12 protein-coding genes are annotated in these 14,492 nt (G+C 60.5%); 11 read left to right on the top strand and 1 reads right to left on the bottom strand.

What is annotated here, in order from left to right:
• Nucleotides 1-166: 166 nt before the first annotated feature.
• The 11 genes from RV1423_RS01315 to RV1423_RS01265 all read left to right on the top strand — a co-directional run bounded on the left by RV1423_RS01315 (nucleotide 167) and on the right by RV1423_RS01265 (nucleotide 13,812).
• Complete coding sequence (locus RV1423_RS01315; RefSeq protein ID WP_034292254.1) at nucleotides 167-2,848, top strand: FimV/HubP family polar landmark protein; 2,682 nt, start codon at nucleotides 167-169, stop codon at nucleotides 2,846-2,848.
• Between the two features lie 159 nt (nucleotides 2,849-3,007).
• Nucleotides 3,008-3,829 carry a tRNA pseudouridine(38-40) synthase TruA gene (truA, locus tag RV1423_RS01310; protein WP_034292252.1) on the top strand — a complete coding sequence of 274 codons (822 nt, stop codon included), beginning with the start codon at nucleotides 3,008-3,010 and terminating at the stop codon, nucleotides 3,827-3,829.
• A 56-nt stretch (nucleotides 3,830-3,885) separates the two neighbouring features.
• Nucleotides 3,886-4,548: a phosphoribosylanthranilate isomerase gene (locus tag RV1423_RS01305; protein WP_155834996.1), complete on the top strand. Its 663-nt coding sequence runs from the start codon at nucleotides 3,886-3,888 to the stop codon at nucleotides 4,546-4,548.
• Nucleotides 4,549-4,595: 47 nt separating this feature from the next.
• Nucleotides 4,596-5,867 carry a tryptophan synthase subunit beta gene (gene trpB / locus RV1423_RS01300; protein ID WP_034292249.1) on the top strand — a complete coding sequence of 424 codons (1,272 nt, stop codon included), beginning with the start codon at nucleotides 4,596-4,598 and terminating at the stop codon, nucleotides 5,865-5,867.
• A 110-nt stretch (nucleotides 5,868-5,977) separates the two neighbouring features.
• The gene (gene trpA / locus RV1423_RS01295) at nucleotides 5,978-6,775 is read left to right on the top strand and encodes a tryptophan synthase subunit alpha (protein WP_034292246.1); all 798 of its coding nucleotides are present in this window, start codon (nucleotides 5,978-5,980) and stop codon (nucleotides 6,773-6,775) included.
• A 160-nt stretch (nucleotides 6,776-6,935) separates the two neighbouring features.
• Entirely contained in the window at nucleotides 6,936-7,808 is an 873-nt protein-coding gene (gene accD / locus RV1423_RS01290) for an acetyl-CoA carboxylase, carboxyltransferase subunit beta (RefSeq protein ID WP_034292243.1), read from the top strand.
• A gap of 145 nt (nucleotides 7,809-7,953) precedes the next feature.
• The gene (gene folC, locus RV1423_RS01285; RefSeq protein WP_034292241.1) at nucleotides 7,954-9,261 is read left to right on the top strand and encodes a bifunctional tetrahydrofolate synthase/dihydrofolate synthase; all 1,308 of its coding nucleotides are present in this window, start codon (nucleotides 7,954-7,956) and stop codon (nucleotides 9,259-9,261) included.
• Nucleotides 9,262-9,330: 69 nt separating this feature from the next.
• Nucleotides 9,331-10,332, top strand: a complete 1,002-nt coding sequence (locus tag RV1423_RS01280; protein ID WP_034292239.1) for an SPOR domain-containing protein — start codon at nucleotides 9,331-9,333, stop codon at nucleotides 10,330-10,332.
• Between the two features lie 46 nt (nucleotides 10,333-10,378).
• Nucleotides 10,379-10,867 (top strand): CvpA family protein, encoded by a 489-nt coding sequence (locus RV1423_RS01275; protein WP_034292237.1) that lies wholly within the window; start codon nucleotides 10,379-10,381, stop codon nucleotides 10,865-10,867.
• Nucleotides 10,868-10,905: 38 nt separating this feature from the next.
• Nucleotides 10,906-12,426 (top strand): amidophosphoribosyltransferase, encoded by a 1,521-nt coding sequence (gene purF / locus RV1423_RS01270; protein ID WP_034292234.1) that lies wholly within the window; start codon nucleotides 10,906-10,908, stop codon nucleotides 12,424-12,426.
• Nucleotides 12,427-12,570: 144 nt separating this feature from the next.
• Nucleotides 12,571-13,812 carry a cystathionine gamma-synthase family protein gene (locus tag RV1423_RS01265; protein ID WP_034292232.1) on the top strand — a complete coding sequence of 414 codons (1,242 nt, stop codon included), beginning with the start codon at nucleotides 12,571-12,573 and terminating at the stop codon, nucleotides 13,810-13,812.
• A gap of 57 nt (nucleotides 13,813-13,869) precedes the next feature.
• On the opposite strand, the gene RV1423_RS01260 is transcribed toward RV1423_RS01265, so the two are convergent.
• Nucleotides 13,870-14,466, bottom strand: a complete 597-nt coding sequence (locus tag RV1423_RS01260; protein ID WP_034292230.1) for a TIGR00730 family Rossman fold protein — start codon at nucleotides 14,464-14,466, stop codon at nucleotides 13,870-13,872.
• Nucleotides 14,467-14,492 lie beyond the last annotated feature (26 nt).

The raw sequence follows: 14,492 nt of genomic DNA, 5'->3' as shown, positions 1-14,492 counted from the left end.
CATCCACGTCAACCAACCTGTTTTTTCGCGAGGACTAGTCAAATCCATTGCTTAGTGGCAATTTGGAGGGCTTTTGTTGGCTTATTGGATTTTTGGTTGTCATTGATGAAATAAATTTTGGTCTTCAGGCCTTCTTTAACAGAACGTCTATCTCACCATATAAAACATGCCTCTACATACTGATACCAAGTTTCGGCTGTCCCGCCTCAAAAAACTCAGCGCTGCCGTCGCCATGGCACTGGCCTTGCCGATGGGCGCCCATGCCGCCGGCATGGGCAAGCTGACGGTGCTGTCCTCGCTGGGCCAGCCCCTGAGGGCGGAAATCGAACTGACCTCGGTATCGAAGGAGGAAGAGGGCGCGCTGGTTGCCCGCCTTGCGCCGGCAGATGCGTTCAGAAAAGCCAACATCGATTTCAATCCGGTGCTGTCCTCCTTGCGATTCTCAATCGATCAGCGCCAAGGCAAGCAATTCATTCGCATCACCTCGTCGCAGGCCGTCAATGAGCCTTTCGTCGATTTGTTGCTGGAGTTGAGCAGCGGCGGTTCGCGTCTGGTGCGTGAATACAGTTTCTTGCTGGACCCGCCCGACATGCGCAAGCCGCAGGCGGCGCAATCGGCCCCGGCTGTTCCGCCGACGGCGCCGCCTGCTGCGGTGAAGCCTGCTGCGGCAGGAACGCCGGCAGCCAGACCGGCCGCGACGCCATCTTCTGCACCAGCGCCGACTTCAGCTTCAACGGCGCCCGCTGCAGTCGCCAATAACAGCGACGAAGAACCGGTCTCCACCATCGTGACGAAACCGGCTCCATCGAGCCAGGCTGAAGAAATTATCCGCAGCGGTCGCAGCGAGCAGAGTGGCCTGACCAACGCGCCTGTTCCGGCTGCCGTGGCCGAAAAAACCGTACCGACGTCCACCGCCACAGCAGAGGCAAAGACGGGCGCCGCCGCTCCGGCGACAGGCCGCCGAGCCAGAGGCAATGCCGCTGCGGAGAGTAAGACGGGCGATAAAACCTATCGCGTAAAGGAAGGCGACACCTTGGCGGAAATCGCCACCCGCACCAAGGACAATACGGTCTCGCTGGATCAGATGCTGATCGCGCTGTACCGCGCCAATCCGGATGCCTTCATCGGCGACAACATCAATCGTCTGCGCGCCGGCCGTGTGCTGTCGGTACCCGACGCAGCGACTGCCGGCGCCGTCGATAAAGGCGAGGCGCGCACCACGGTGGTCGCGCAAGCCCGGGATTTCAACGCTTATCGCAACAAGCTGGCCGGCCAGGTCGCCAGCGGTCCGGCACGGAAATCCGACAACCCTAGGCAAAGCAGTGGCGGCAGAGTGACGGCGCGCGTGGAAGAAAAATCTTCCACCGGCGAGGCCAAGGATAGGCTGCAATTGTCCAAGGCTGGTGCGAGCGATCGGGCTGCCGCGGAAAAGGCTGCTGCTGAAGAAAAGATCGCCGCGGACAAGGCTCTCGCCGAGGCCAATGATCGCGTCAAAGCGCTTGAGAAAAATGTCAGCGATCTGCAAAAACTGCTGGAGATCAAGAACAAGACCCTGGCCGATCTGAGCGAACAGCAAAAAGCCGCCGCAGCGAAACCGGAGGCGCCCGTAGCACCGGCGCCGGAGGCAGCCAAACCGGAAGAAAAACCTGCCGAGGCCAAGCCTGCTGAAGCTGCGCCGCCGGCCGAGGTCGCCAAACCGGAAACACCTCCGGCACCGGCCCCCGCGCCCGCTGCAGCGGAAAAACCGAAATCTGCAATTGCGACAGGTCCGATAGCGAAAGCCAATTTCTTCGATCGTATCCAGGACAATCCTTTCGCTTTGCCTGGCGCCGGCGCGCTGGTCGCTTTGCTGGCAGCGTGGGGTGTTGTGCGTCTGCGCAACAAGAAAAAAGCCGGGCAGGCCGCCGCAGCGGAATCCGATCAGGAGGATGAGCCGGTTGAGGAAAAAAAGCCTGAGCCGGTCGCCGCTGTCGCTCAATCCGAGGTTGCAGAGGCTCCTGTCGAAGCAGAGGTCGTTGCTGCGCCTGAAGCCGACGCCGTCGATCCGATCGCCGAAGCCGACATGTACATTGCTTACGGTCGTGATGAGCAGGCCGAAGACATTCTGCATCTGGCACTGAAGAGCGATCCGGATCGCCAGGCGATTCGCGGCAAGTTGCTGGAAATTTACTCCAAGCGTCAGGATGTCGATGGTTTTAACGAGGTCGCCAGGGAGTTGCATGAAGCAACCGGCGGCATTGGTGAAGAATGGGAAAAGGCGGTCGCCATGGGCATCGTGCTGGACCCGACCAATCCGTTGTATGGCGGCGTGGCGGCAGCAGGTGAGGATGCCGCGCTCCCCCCCCCAGAAGTGAGCAGCAACGCCGGAAATGAGCCGGTCGCCGAAAAGGCGCCAGAGCCGACACCGGAGCAAGACCAGGGGCTGGAATTCGACCTGAACGACTTCAAGGGGGCGGAAATCCAGCCGGATACGGCGCCTGCGGCCGATATTGGCCGCAAGATAGATTTCGATCTCGAACTCGACAGCGGCGCCAAGCAGGACGGCGACGGCCCGGTCGTGCCGACGCCGGTAGCCTCGATCCTGGACGATTTGCCGAAACCGGCCGCCGCGCTTAGCGACATCAATCTCGACTTGCCTACGCCGCCCGAACAGCCCAAGCCGGTTGACGTGCTGGAAGACGACGAGTCAGCCTTCGCCGCCGAAATGTCGACCAAGCTGGATCTGGCCGCGGCGTATCAGGAAATCGGCGACAAGGAAGGCGCGCGCGAATTGCTGGAGGAGGTCATCCGCGGCGGCAGCGACGCCCAGATCGAGCGTGCCAAGGACATGCTGTCCAAGCTGTCGTAAGCGGCGTAGCATTCAGACTGTCCGGAAACGGGCGCCGAGGTTGGCGCCCGTTTGCTTTTATCGAATCAAGGATGCCGTCATGCATCTGCAACGACCCAAACAAGTGCCGTGACCGAATCTTCACTCCTCTCCGCCGCCGAGCCAGTTACAGCGCATCCTATGCGCCGGATCGTGCTCGGCATCCAGTACGACGGCGCTTCCTGGCAAGGCTGGCAGACCCAGCCGCATGGCCTGACCGTTCAGGACAAGCTGGAAGCCGCGCTCAAGCAGTTCACCCTGGTCGACATCACCACTACCTGCGCCGGACGCACCGACTCCGGTGTGCATGCGCTGGAACAGGTGGCGCATTTCGACACCGACATTGCGCGCGACAAATTCTCGTGGGTGCGCGGCGTGAATGCGTTTTTACCGGCGTCGATCGCGGTGCGCTGGGCATGCGAATTGCCGGTCGAAGATGGTCCCGGCCGGACCGTGGAAGAGCGCGACGGCGGTTTTCATGCGCGCTTCAGCGCCACCGCGCGCACCTATCACTACGTTTTGTACAACCATCCGGTGCGTTCGCCTTTGCTGGCGGGCAAGGCCGGCTGGACGTTCCGGCCACTGGATGCGGCGTTGATGCAGCAGGGCGCAAATCATCTGGTCGGCGAGCATGACTTCACGACGTTTCGCGCCGTCGAATGCCAGGCCAAGTCGCCGGTGCGCACGATGGAATCGTTGCAGGTGCGTCGCCACGGCGATCTGATCATTTTCACCCTGAAAGCCAATGCTTTTCTGCACCACATGGTACGCAACATCGTTGGTTCGCTGATCTTCGTTGGCAACGGCAACCAGCCGCCGGAATGGATCGCCCAAGTGCTGGCGCAAAAGGATCGCGGTCGTGCTGCGCCGACCTTCATGCCGGACGGCCTGTATCTGGCCAAAGTGGATTATCCGGCGCACTGGGCGTTGCCGCAGGAAGAGGCCGCGTGGCCCTGGCTGTAAGCAGGCCTTGCCATCGGTTAGACTAGGGCACATTCCTCTTATGACCTCATCTATCGATCATGCACAGAACCAGAATCAAGATCTGCGGCCTGACCCGCGCTGAAGACGTTGCCGTCGCCGTGGCGGCAGGGGCGGATGCGATCGGTTTCGTGTTTTATGCCAAGAGCCCGCGTCATGTCACAGCCGCGGTCGCCGCGGAATTGATCTCCGCGGTGCCGCCCTTTATTTCCACCGTCGGTTTGTTCGTCAATGCGAGCGCCGCCGACATCGCCGCCGTGCTGGAGCGGGCGCCCTTGTCATTGTTGCAATTCCACGGCGATGAAACGCCGGAGCAATGCGCCGCCATTGCGCAAGCGGTCAAACGGCCATTCATGCGCGCAGCCCGCATCGGAATGGCAACCACGGCCGGGGATTTGTTAAAATGCGAACAGGATTATCGTTCCTCCAGTTCCTTGTTCACGGGACTGTTGCTTGACACCCTGGTCGAGCAATACGGCGGCAGCGGAAAGGTTTTCGATTGGTCTCTCATTCCAGAAGAACTCGCGCCTCGGGTCGTTTTAAGTGGTGGCTTGAGCGTGCAAAACGTCACTGACGCGGTGCAGCGCGTGCGCCCGTACGCCGTCGACGTCAGCAGCGGCGTCGAGCAAGCCAAGGGCATCAAGGATGCCGCCAGGATAGCCGCGTTCATCAGCGCGGTGCAATTGGCAGACAAAGCCTGAGCGTTGACGCCAGGCAGCAATCACACCAGATCATCAGAGGAATACCAATGAAAGAATTGAACCCGCTCGCACACTTTGCCGAGCGCCAGCCCGTTTCCGCCGCCGCGCTGCATCAGTCGGCGCACTACAATCTGCCCGACGCGCGTGGCCATTTCGGGCAGTACGGCGGCAGCTTCGTGTCGGAAACCCTGACCCATGCGCTGAGCGAACTGCGCGAAGCCTATGCGCATTACCAGCACGACGAACAGTTCCTGGCCGAATTTCATACCGAACTGAAACATTTCGTCGGCCGTCCGAGTCCGGTGTATCACGCCAAGCGCTGGTCCGAGCTGGCTGGCGGCGCGCAAATCTATTTCAAGCGCGAAGACCTCAATCACACCGGCGCGCACAAGATCAACAACGTCATCGGCCAGGCTCTGCTGGCCAAGCGCATGGGCAAGAAGCGCATCATCGCCGAGACCGGCGCCGGCCAGCACGGTGTGGCGACCGCGACGATCTGCGCGCGTTTCGGCATGGAATGCATCGTCTACATGGGCAGCGAAGACGTCAAACGCCAGTTGCAGAACGTCTATCGCATGAACCTGCTGGGCGCCAAGGTGGTGCCGGTCGAATCGGGTTCCAAGACGCTCAAGGATGCGCTCAATGAAGCCATGCGCGACTGGGTCACCAATGTCGAGACGACCTTTTACATCATCGGCACCGTGGCCGGCCCGCATCCTTATCCGATGATGGTGCGCGATTTTCAGTCGGTGATCGGCAACGAATGCATCGTGCAGATGCCCGAAATCGCCAGCCGCCAGCCCGACTATGTCGTGGCGGCCGTCGGCGGCGGCTCCAATGCGATGGGGATTTTCTATCCCTACATCGATTACCTGGGCGTGAAACTGGTCGGCGTCGAAGCCGCCGGCGATGGGCTCGACACGGGCCGCCATTCGGCGTCGCTGACTCGGGGTTCGCCGGGCGTGCTGCACGGCAACCGCACTTATCTGCTGCAGGACGAAAACGGTCAGATCATCGAGACGCATTCGGTCTCCGCCGGCCTCGATTATCCCGGCGTCGGTCCCGAGCATGCCTGGCTGAAAGACAGCGGCCGCGCCAGCTACGAATGCATTACCGACGAGGAGGCGCTGGCGGCGTTCCACACCTGCTGCCGCATCGAAGGCATCATTCCTGCGCTGGAATCGAGCCATGCACTGGCCTACGCAGCCAAGCTGGCGGCGACCTTGCCGAAGGACAGGATTGTGTTGGCCAACCTGTCCGGCCGCGGCGACAAGGACATGCATACGGTCCAGCAGCGGCAGGGGCAATCAGGCTTGTAAGCAATAAAAGGCACCATCCCGGCATGCGAGCGGAGGATTCTTGATCCGTCGTTCGCAGGCGTAAAACAAAGCCGGGCTGGCCGAATCGACGAACAAAACATTCCCATATCATGTCCCGCATCCAATCCACTTTTTCCGCGCTGGCCGCGAACAACAAGAAGGCGCTGGTCACCTTTATCACGGCAGGCGATCCTGCTCCCGAACTCACGGTGCCGCTGCTGCATGCACTGGTTGCCGGCGGTGTCGATATCCTTGAACTCGGCGTACCGTTTTCCGATCCCATGGCCGAAGGTCCCGTGATCCAGCGCGCCTGCGAACGCGCGCTCAAGTTCGGCGTCGGCACGCGCGACGTGCTCGGCTATGTGCGCGAGTTTCGCAAGACCGACACCAGCACTCCGGTGGTGCTGATGGGTTACGCCAACCCGATCGAGCATTTCGGCGTCGATGCCTTCATCGCCGCCGCGAAGGAAGCCGGCGTGGACGGCACCATCGTGGTCGACTATCCGCCGGAAGAGTGCGAGGAATTCGCGCAAAAGATGCAGGCGCAAGGTCTTGATCCGATTTTCCTGCTGGCGCCGACGTCGACTGAAGAGCGCATCGAACAGGTCGCCAAGGTCAGCAGCGGTTTCTGTTATTACGTATCGCTGAAGGGCGTGACCGGCGCCGGCAATATCGACACCGCCGAAGTGGCGGCGCGTATCGCCGCCATCCGCAAACACGTCAAACTGCCGATCGGCGTCGGTTTCGGCATCCGCGACGGCGCCACGGCCAGGGCGGTAAGCCAGGTGGCCGATGCCGTCGTGATCGGCAGCCGCATCATCCAGGAACTGGAGAACACGCCGCGTGAACGTGCGGTGGCAGCGGTCCAGGCATTCGTCGCGGATATCCGCAAGGCCATGGATGCCTGAGTCCGGCAGGCGAGCAGGGGAGCAATCGGGTTCCGACAAGGTGCTCCCTGACCGCCTTGTGTGCTAGTGATCATTGCTGGAAAGCAAACAAAACACGATCCCCGGTTGCGTACCTTTTGCCTCTGGTACAATGCGCCACCGGAAATTAAATGAGGTTTCTATGAGCTGGCTAGAGAAATTACTCCCGCCTCAAATTCAACGTAGCGATTCCGCAAGCCGGAAGTCGATACCCGAAGGTCTGTGGGTCAAGTGCCCGTCCTGCGAAGCGGTACTCTACCGTACCGATCTGGAATCCAATCTCCACGTTTGCCCCAAGTGCAGCCACCACATGCGTATCCGCGCCCGTGCACGCTTGGACGCATTGCTCGACGAGGGCGGCCGTTATGAAATCGGCCAGGAAACCCTGCCGGTCGACACGCTCAAGTTCAAAGACAGCAAAAAGTACCCCGATCGCCTGAAAGACGCGCTGGAATCAACCGGCGAGACTGATGCGATGGTTGTCATGGGCGGTGCCATCATGACCTTGCCGGTTGTGGTTGCCTGCTTCGAATTCGAATTCATGGGCGGTTCCATGGGCTCGGTGGTCGGCGAGCGTTTTACTCGCGGCGCGCAAATGGCGCTGGAGCAAAAAGTCCCATTCATCTGCGTCACAGCCACCGGCGGCGCACGCATGCAGGAAGGCTTGCTGTCGTTGATGCAAATGGCCAAGACCACCTCCATGCTGACCAAGCTGTCGGAAAAGAGATTGCCGTTCATCAGCGTCCTGACCGATCCGACCATGGGCGGCGTGTCGGCGTCGTTTGCCTTCATGGGCGACGTCGTCATGGCCGAGCCGAAAGCCCTGATCGGCTTTGCCGGTCCGCGCGTGATCGAGAACACCGTGCGTGAAAAATTGCCGGAAGGCTTCCAGCGTGCCGAGTTCCTGGTGACCAAGGGCGCCATCGACATGATCGTCGATCGCCGCAAGATGCGCGAAGAAATCGCACGTTTGCTGGCGTTGCTGCAAAATCAGGCGGCCGAGACGGTTTCGTGACCACAACAAGACCTTGAACAGGTTCTTCAAGGTTGGCATACCGCAGGCAGACCCGAACTTGCCGTCCAGCGTGAGTTCGGGTTTTTGTTTTTAAGTCATTCGTCGGGCCCCGCGGCTCGATGCAGCTCCATCGCAGGTCGACATCATGCAAGCGCAAGCAACTCCCACCACCCTGGCCGACTGGCTGGCACTTCTTGAAACCCGCCATGCCAAAGCGATCGACATGGGCCTGGAGCGCGTCGCCAAGGTCAAGGAACAACTCGACATCCGCTTCGATTGTCCCGTCATCATGGTGGCAGGCACCAACGGCAAGGGCTCGACCTGCGCCATGCTGGAGTCGATCCTGATGCGCGCCGGCTATCGCGTGGGTTTGTACATCAAGCCGCATTTCCTGCATTTCAACGAGCGCGCCCGCGTCGAAGGCACGCCGGCTTCGGATGCCGCGCTGATCGCCGCGTTCGAGGCGGTCGAAGAAAAGCGCGGCGATGTCTCGCTGACCTATTTCGAATTCACCACGCTGGCGATCATGAAGCTGCTGGCCGACGCCAGGCTCGATGTCGTGATCCTTGAAGTCGGCCTGGGCGGGCGGCTGGACGCCGTCAATGTGATCGATGCCGACGTCGGCATCGTCACCAGCATCGACATCGACCACACCGAATACCTCGGCACCACGCGCGAAGAAATCGGTTTCGAAAAGGCCGGCATCTATCGCGCCGACAAGACCGCGATCTGCGGCGATCCGGTGCCGCCGAAGTCGCTGATCAAGCATGCGGAAGCCATCGGCGCCGATCTGTGGCTGATGGGCCGCGATTTCAACTATCAGGGCGACAAGCAGCAGTGGGCCTACGGCGGCCGCAACCAGCGCCGCAATTCGCTGGCCTATCCAAGCCTGCGCGGCGCCAATCAGTTGCTCAATGCCGCGGCCGCGCTGGCCGCGTTGGAGGCCTTGCGCGATCGTCTGCCGGTCGGCGCGCAAGAAGTACGCACCGGATTGGCGACCGTCGAGTTGCCGGGCCGTTTCCAGGTCTTGCCCGGGCAGCCGCTGGTGATCCTCGATGTCGCGCACAACCCGCATGCAGCCGCCACGCTGGCGCAAAATCTCGACAACATGGGTTTCCATCCCTACACCTATGCCGTGTTCGGCTCCATGCTCGACAAGGACATCGAAGGCGTGATCAACCACCTCAAGGGCAAGATCGATCACTGGTGCGTTACAAGCTTGCCGTTGCCGCGCGCTGCCACGGCGCAGCAATTGAAGGACAAGTTGCTGGAAGCGGGCGTCGAGCCGGAATTCAAGCCCGATGCAGCCTGCACGATAGAAACCTTCGAAACCCCGGCGGCTGCATTCGCAAATGCGCAGAGCAGGGCGACCGAGAATGATAGAATTGTGGTTTTTGGATCCTTCCTCACCGTCGCCGGTGTGATGGAAGCCCGCAAGCCGGAACTGCATTGAGTTCTTGCCGTTTTGCACGCAGTTTTTGTTGTTCATCCGCATTTTTCAGACCACCTAACATAGATCAGCATGGGCTTGTTCTCGTTTTTTCGTAAAAACAAGCAGGAATCCGCTTCCGGTCAGGGCGAATTCCTCTCTCGTTCCGCAGGGGAGTCGTCGGCCATACGCGGCAGCCGCAGCAGCGCCGGCAATTCACGCAAATCCGGCAAAGCCGGCAAGGAAGATTCCGTCGATCCGGTCCTGCCCGAGAAAAAACGCGCCCGCCGCCGCCTGATCGGTGCTGTCGCGCTGGTGCTGGCGGTGGTGATCGTGCTGCCAATGATCCTCGATTCCGAGCCGCGCCCGCTGGCCGACGATATTGCGATTCAGATACCTTCCAAGGACGGCAAGGACACCGCCAAGGATGCGGGCCACGCTGCCGACAAACCTCAGGCCGCCGCTGAGCCCAAGGAAGAATTCGTCGATCCTGCCACCATGAACGCCGGCGTCGAGAAGCCGGCGATCGCGCCCGGTGCGTCTGCCATGCCTTCCGGTCCCGCCAATGTGCCCCTGGCGCCGGAGACCAAGCCTGCGCTACCGATTGCCGAGAAGCCGGCCGACAAGCCGGAGCCGCCCAAGGAAACCCCAAAACCCGTCGCTAAAGCCGATGCCAAAGCGGACGTAAAAGACAGTAAGGTTGCTGCGAAGCCGGCGGAACGCAAGGACGAGCGCAAGAAAGACGTGAAGGAAGCAGCCAAGCCGAAGACGGCCGACAAGCCCGACGACGCGGCGCGCGCGCTGGCAATCCTGGAAGGCAAGCCGGCGACGGCCGACAAGAAACCGACTGCGACGCCGGCCGGCGGCGGCAAGTTCGTGATCCAGGTTGCTGCGCTGGCGACACAGGAAAAAGTGGATGAACTGCGCGGCAAGCTCAGCGGCGCGGGCATCAAGTCTTACACGCAAAAGGTGGCGACCCAGTCCGGCGATCGCACGCGCATCCGCGTCGGTCCGTTCGCCAACCGCGACGAAGCCGACAAGATGCGTGCCAAGATCAACAAGCTCGGCCTGAACGCCACCATCGTTCCGGCTTGAATCTGATGCCGACCGGCCGCATATTGGTCATGTTGCTGAGCTTATCGTGACGATTTTCGATTATCTGGTCTTGCTGGTGCTGGTTTGTTCGGTCATCATCAGCATGTTGCGCGGCCTGGTCAGGGAAGTGTTGTCGCTGGCCAGTTGGGTGATTGCATTAGTTGTCGCCAACGCCTATGGTGAAGCATTGGCGACAATGTTGCCGGATGTGATTCCAGGCGAGTCGACAAGATTGATTGTGGGCTTCATCGCCTTATTCATCGGCACGCGCCTGTTGATGGGGCTGGTGACCAGGGCCATGTCTGAAATGGTGAAGGCGAGCGGCCTGTCGCTGATCGATCGCAGCCTGGGCGCCGTGTTCGGCCTGGCGCGCGGTGCGGTGATTGTGTTGGCGGTGGTGCTATTGTGCGGTACGACGTCGATTCCGCAGCAGCCGTTCTGGAAAGATGCAAGGTTAAGTCCGCTGGCGGAAGCCGCCGCGGAAACCGTCAAACCGTATTTGCCCGGCCAGTTCGCGCAGCATGTCCATTTTTGATTTTGTTCTTCGTTTTTGTTCTCATTTAGGAGTCCACCATGTGTGGCATTGTCGGCGTCGTTTCCCATAGTCCAGTCAACCAGTTGCTCTACGATGCGCTGCTGCTGCTGCAGCACCGCGGCCAGGATGCAGCCGGTATCGCAACCAACCATGCCAACGGCTTCTCGATGCACAAGGCCAACGGCTTGGTGCGCGACGTGTTCCGTACCCGCAACATGCGTTCGTTGCCCGGCAATACCGGCCTCGGCCAGGTGCGCTATCCGACCGCCGGCAGTTCGTCCAGCGAAGAGGAAGCGCAACCGTTTTACGTCAATGCGCCGTTCGGCATCATCCTTGCGCACAACGGCAACCTGACCAACGCGGAACAGCTCAAGGTCGAGATGTTCAAGAACGACCGCCGCCACCTCAATACCGATTCCGACACCGAAGTACTCGTCAACGTGTTTGCGCATGAATTGCAGCAAGCCACCACCGGCTATTCGCTTGATCCGGCCGCCTTGTTCAAAGCAGTCGCCATGGTCCACAAGCGCGTGCGCGGCTCCTATGCCGTGGTGGCGCAGATCGCCGGCTACGGCCTGCTGGGCTTCCGCGATCCGTACGGCATTCGTCCGATGTGCCTGGGTTTCAATGAAACCGACAAGGGCGCCGAATACATGCTGGCCAGCGAATCCGTGGCGCTGGAAGGCCTGGGCTTCCGCTTCCTGCGCGACGTCATGCCGGGCGAAGCGATCTTCATCGACAACGACGGCAAGCTGTACAACCAGCAATGCGCCGAAAATCCGTCGCTCAATCCTTGCGCTTTCGAATTCGTCTACCTTGCCCGTCCCGACTCCGTGATCGATGGCGCGTCGGTGTATGCCTCGCGGCTGAAGATGGGGGAATTCCTGGCCGACAAGATCCGTCGCGAAATCAACAGCGGCGAGATCGATGTGGTCATGCCGATCCCTGATTCTTCGCGTCCTGCCGCGATGGAGCTGGCGTTGAAACTGAACCTCCAATATCGCGAAGGCTTCATCAAGAACCGCTACATCGGCCGCACTTTCATTATGCCGGGCCAAGGGCTGCGCAAGAAGTCCGTGCGCCAGAAACTGAATGCCATCGGTTCCGAGTTCAAGGGCAAGAGCGTGCTGTTGGTGGATGACTCCATCGTGCGCGGCACCACCAGCCGCGAAATCGTGCAGATGGCGCGCGAAGCCGGCGCTAAACGCGTGATCTTCGCTTCGGCCGCGCCTCCGGTCAAATTTCCGAACGTCTACGGCATCGACATGCCGACGCGCGACGAACTGATCGCCTACGGCCGCACCGACGAAGAAGTCTGCCGCGAAATCACAGCCGATGCACTGGTCTACCAGGACGTGGAGGCGCTGAAGCGTTCGATTTCCGACATCAATCCGGCGCTGAAGAACTTCGAGGCATCGTGCTTCGACGGCAACTACATCACCGGCGACATCACGCGCGAATATCTCGACCGCATCGAACTGGCGCGCAAGAATCCTAAGCCGGCGCTGGAGGACATGGTGCGTTCGCAACTGAACCTGAATCTGGCGCGCGTGGACTGAGTTTTCTTCACGCTTCAGGACAGTAAAAACGTCGGATCGCCGTTATAGCATCCGGCGTTTTTTATTGTGCTGCGGCAGCGCTGGAACTGGCTTATCATCACTATTCTTGCATGTTTTACCGTCCCGGCTTTTCCATCCATCAATATGAACGACAAGAAAAACTACGGCTTCACCACCACCATCCTGCACAGCGATCGCCAGAAGGAGATCGAACACGGCTCGCTACACAAGCCTATCCACACTTCCGTCGCTTTCGGCTACAAGGATGCGCGCCAACTGGCGGAAGTATTCCAGGGCAAGCAACCCGGTTACCGTTACGGCCGTCAAGGCAATCCGACCGTGTCGGCGCTGGAGGACAAGATCACCAAGATGGAAGGCGGCCTGTCGACCATCTGTTTCGCTACCGGCATGGCAGCTATCGGCGCAGTGATCCAGGGCTTGCTGCGCGAAGGCGACCATGTGGTGTCGTCGGCTTTCCTGTTCGGCAACACCAACAGCATGTGGATGACGGTGAATGCGCAAGGTGCGCGCGTCTCGATGGTCGACGCCACCGATGTCAAATTGGTGGAGGAGGCATTGACGCCGCAGACGCGCGTCGTCTTTGTCGAAACCATCGCCAATCCGCGCACCCAGATCGCCGACTTGAAACGCATCGGCGAACTGTGCCGCGAACGCGGCATCCTGTACATCGTCGACAACACGATGACGTCGCCTTATCTGTTCCGGCCTAAGGCGGTGGGCGCCGGACTGGTGGTCAATTCGCTCACCAAATCGATCGGCGGGCATGGCAATGCGCTGGGCGGCGCGCTGACCGATACCGGCCTGTACGACTGGTCGCGCTATCCGCACATCGCCGACAACTACAAGAAGAACCCGCAGCCGCAGTGGGGTATGGCGCAAATTCGTGCCAAGGCGTTGCGCGACTTCGGCGCTTCGCTCGGACCGGAAGCTGCGCATCACATTGCCGTCGGCGCCGAAACCATGGCGCTGCGTCAGGAACGCGAATGCGCCAATGCGCTGGCGGTGGCGCAGATGCTGGACGCCGACCCGCGTGTGGCGGCGGTGCACTACCCAGGTTTGCCTTCGCATCCCCAGCATGCGCTGGCGACCGAACTGTTCCGATCTTACGGCAGCTTGTTGAGCTTTGAGCTGAAGGACGGCATCGATTGCTTCGACTACCTGAATCGCTTGCAACTGGCGATCCCGGCCAGCAATCTGGGCGACACGCGCACGCTGGTGATCCCGGTGGCGCACACGATTTTCTACGAGATGGGAGCGGAGCGCCGCGCCGGCATGGGGATTGCCGAGTCGCTGATTCGCGTGTCGATCGGACTGGAAGACACTGCGGATCTGGTCGACGATTTCAGACAGGCGCTGAACTCCTGATCCTGAGAGGCGCCATTCCGGCCGATGCTAATGGCAATGGCCGGAATGGCGTGAAGATTAGGGCAGCAACGGGGCCGGTGCTGCCTTCTCCGACCATTTGTTGGTATAGCTGGGCTTGTAGGTCTTGAAGCGCTGGACCAGGTCGGCCGGACTGGCTTCATGCATCATCAGCAGCGATTGTTCCGCCGTCAGAAAACGCTGCGACACCAGGTGTTCGATGAAGGCGATCAGGTTGTTGTAGAAACCGTCGACGTTGAGCAGGCCGATCGGTTTGTAGTGGAAGCCCAACTGCGCCCAGGTCAGCACTTCAAACAGTTCTTCCAGCGTGCCCATGCCTCCCGGCATGGCGATAAACCCGTCCGACAATTCCGCCATCATGGCCTTGCGCTCGTGCATGTCCTTCACGATGTGCAGACGGGTCAGGCCATTGTGGCCGAGCTCCTTGTCGAGCAGCGCCTTGGGAATGACGCCGGTGGCTTCGCCGCCCAGACGCATGACTTCCGTGGCAATCACGCCCATCAGGCCGACGTTGCCGCCGCCATACACGAGGGCGATGTTGTCCTTGACCATTTGTTGCGCCAGTGCGCGAGCGCCTTGAGCATAGACTTCGGAGGCGCCGACGGAAGAACCGCAATAAACACAGATAGATTTCATTTTCTTTCGCTCGAATTAATCAACAT

The organism is Herbaspirillum sp. RV1423, from assembly GCF_000577615.1.
Taxonomy (GTDB): domain Bacteria; phylum Pseudomonadota; class Gammaproteobacteria; order Burkholderiales; family Burkholderiaceae_D; genus Herbaspirillum.
This window is presented reverse-complemented; position numbering and strand designations above follow the sequence as displayed.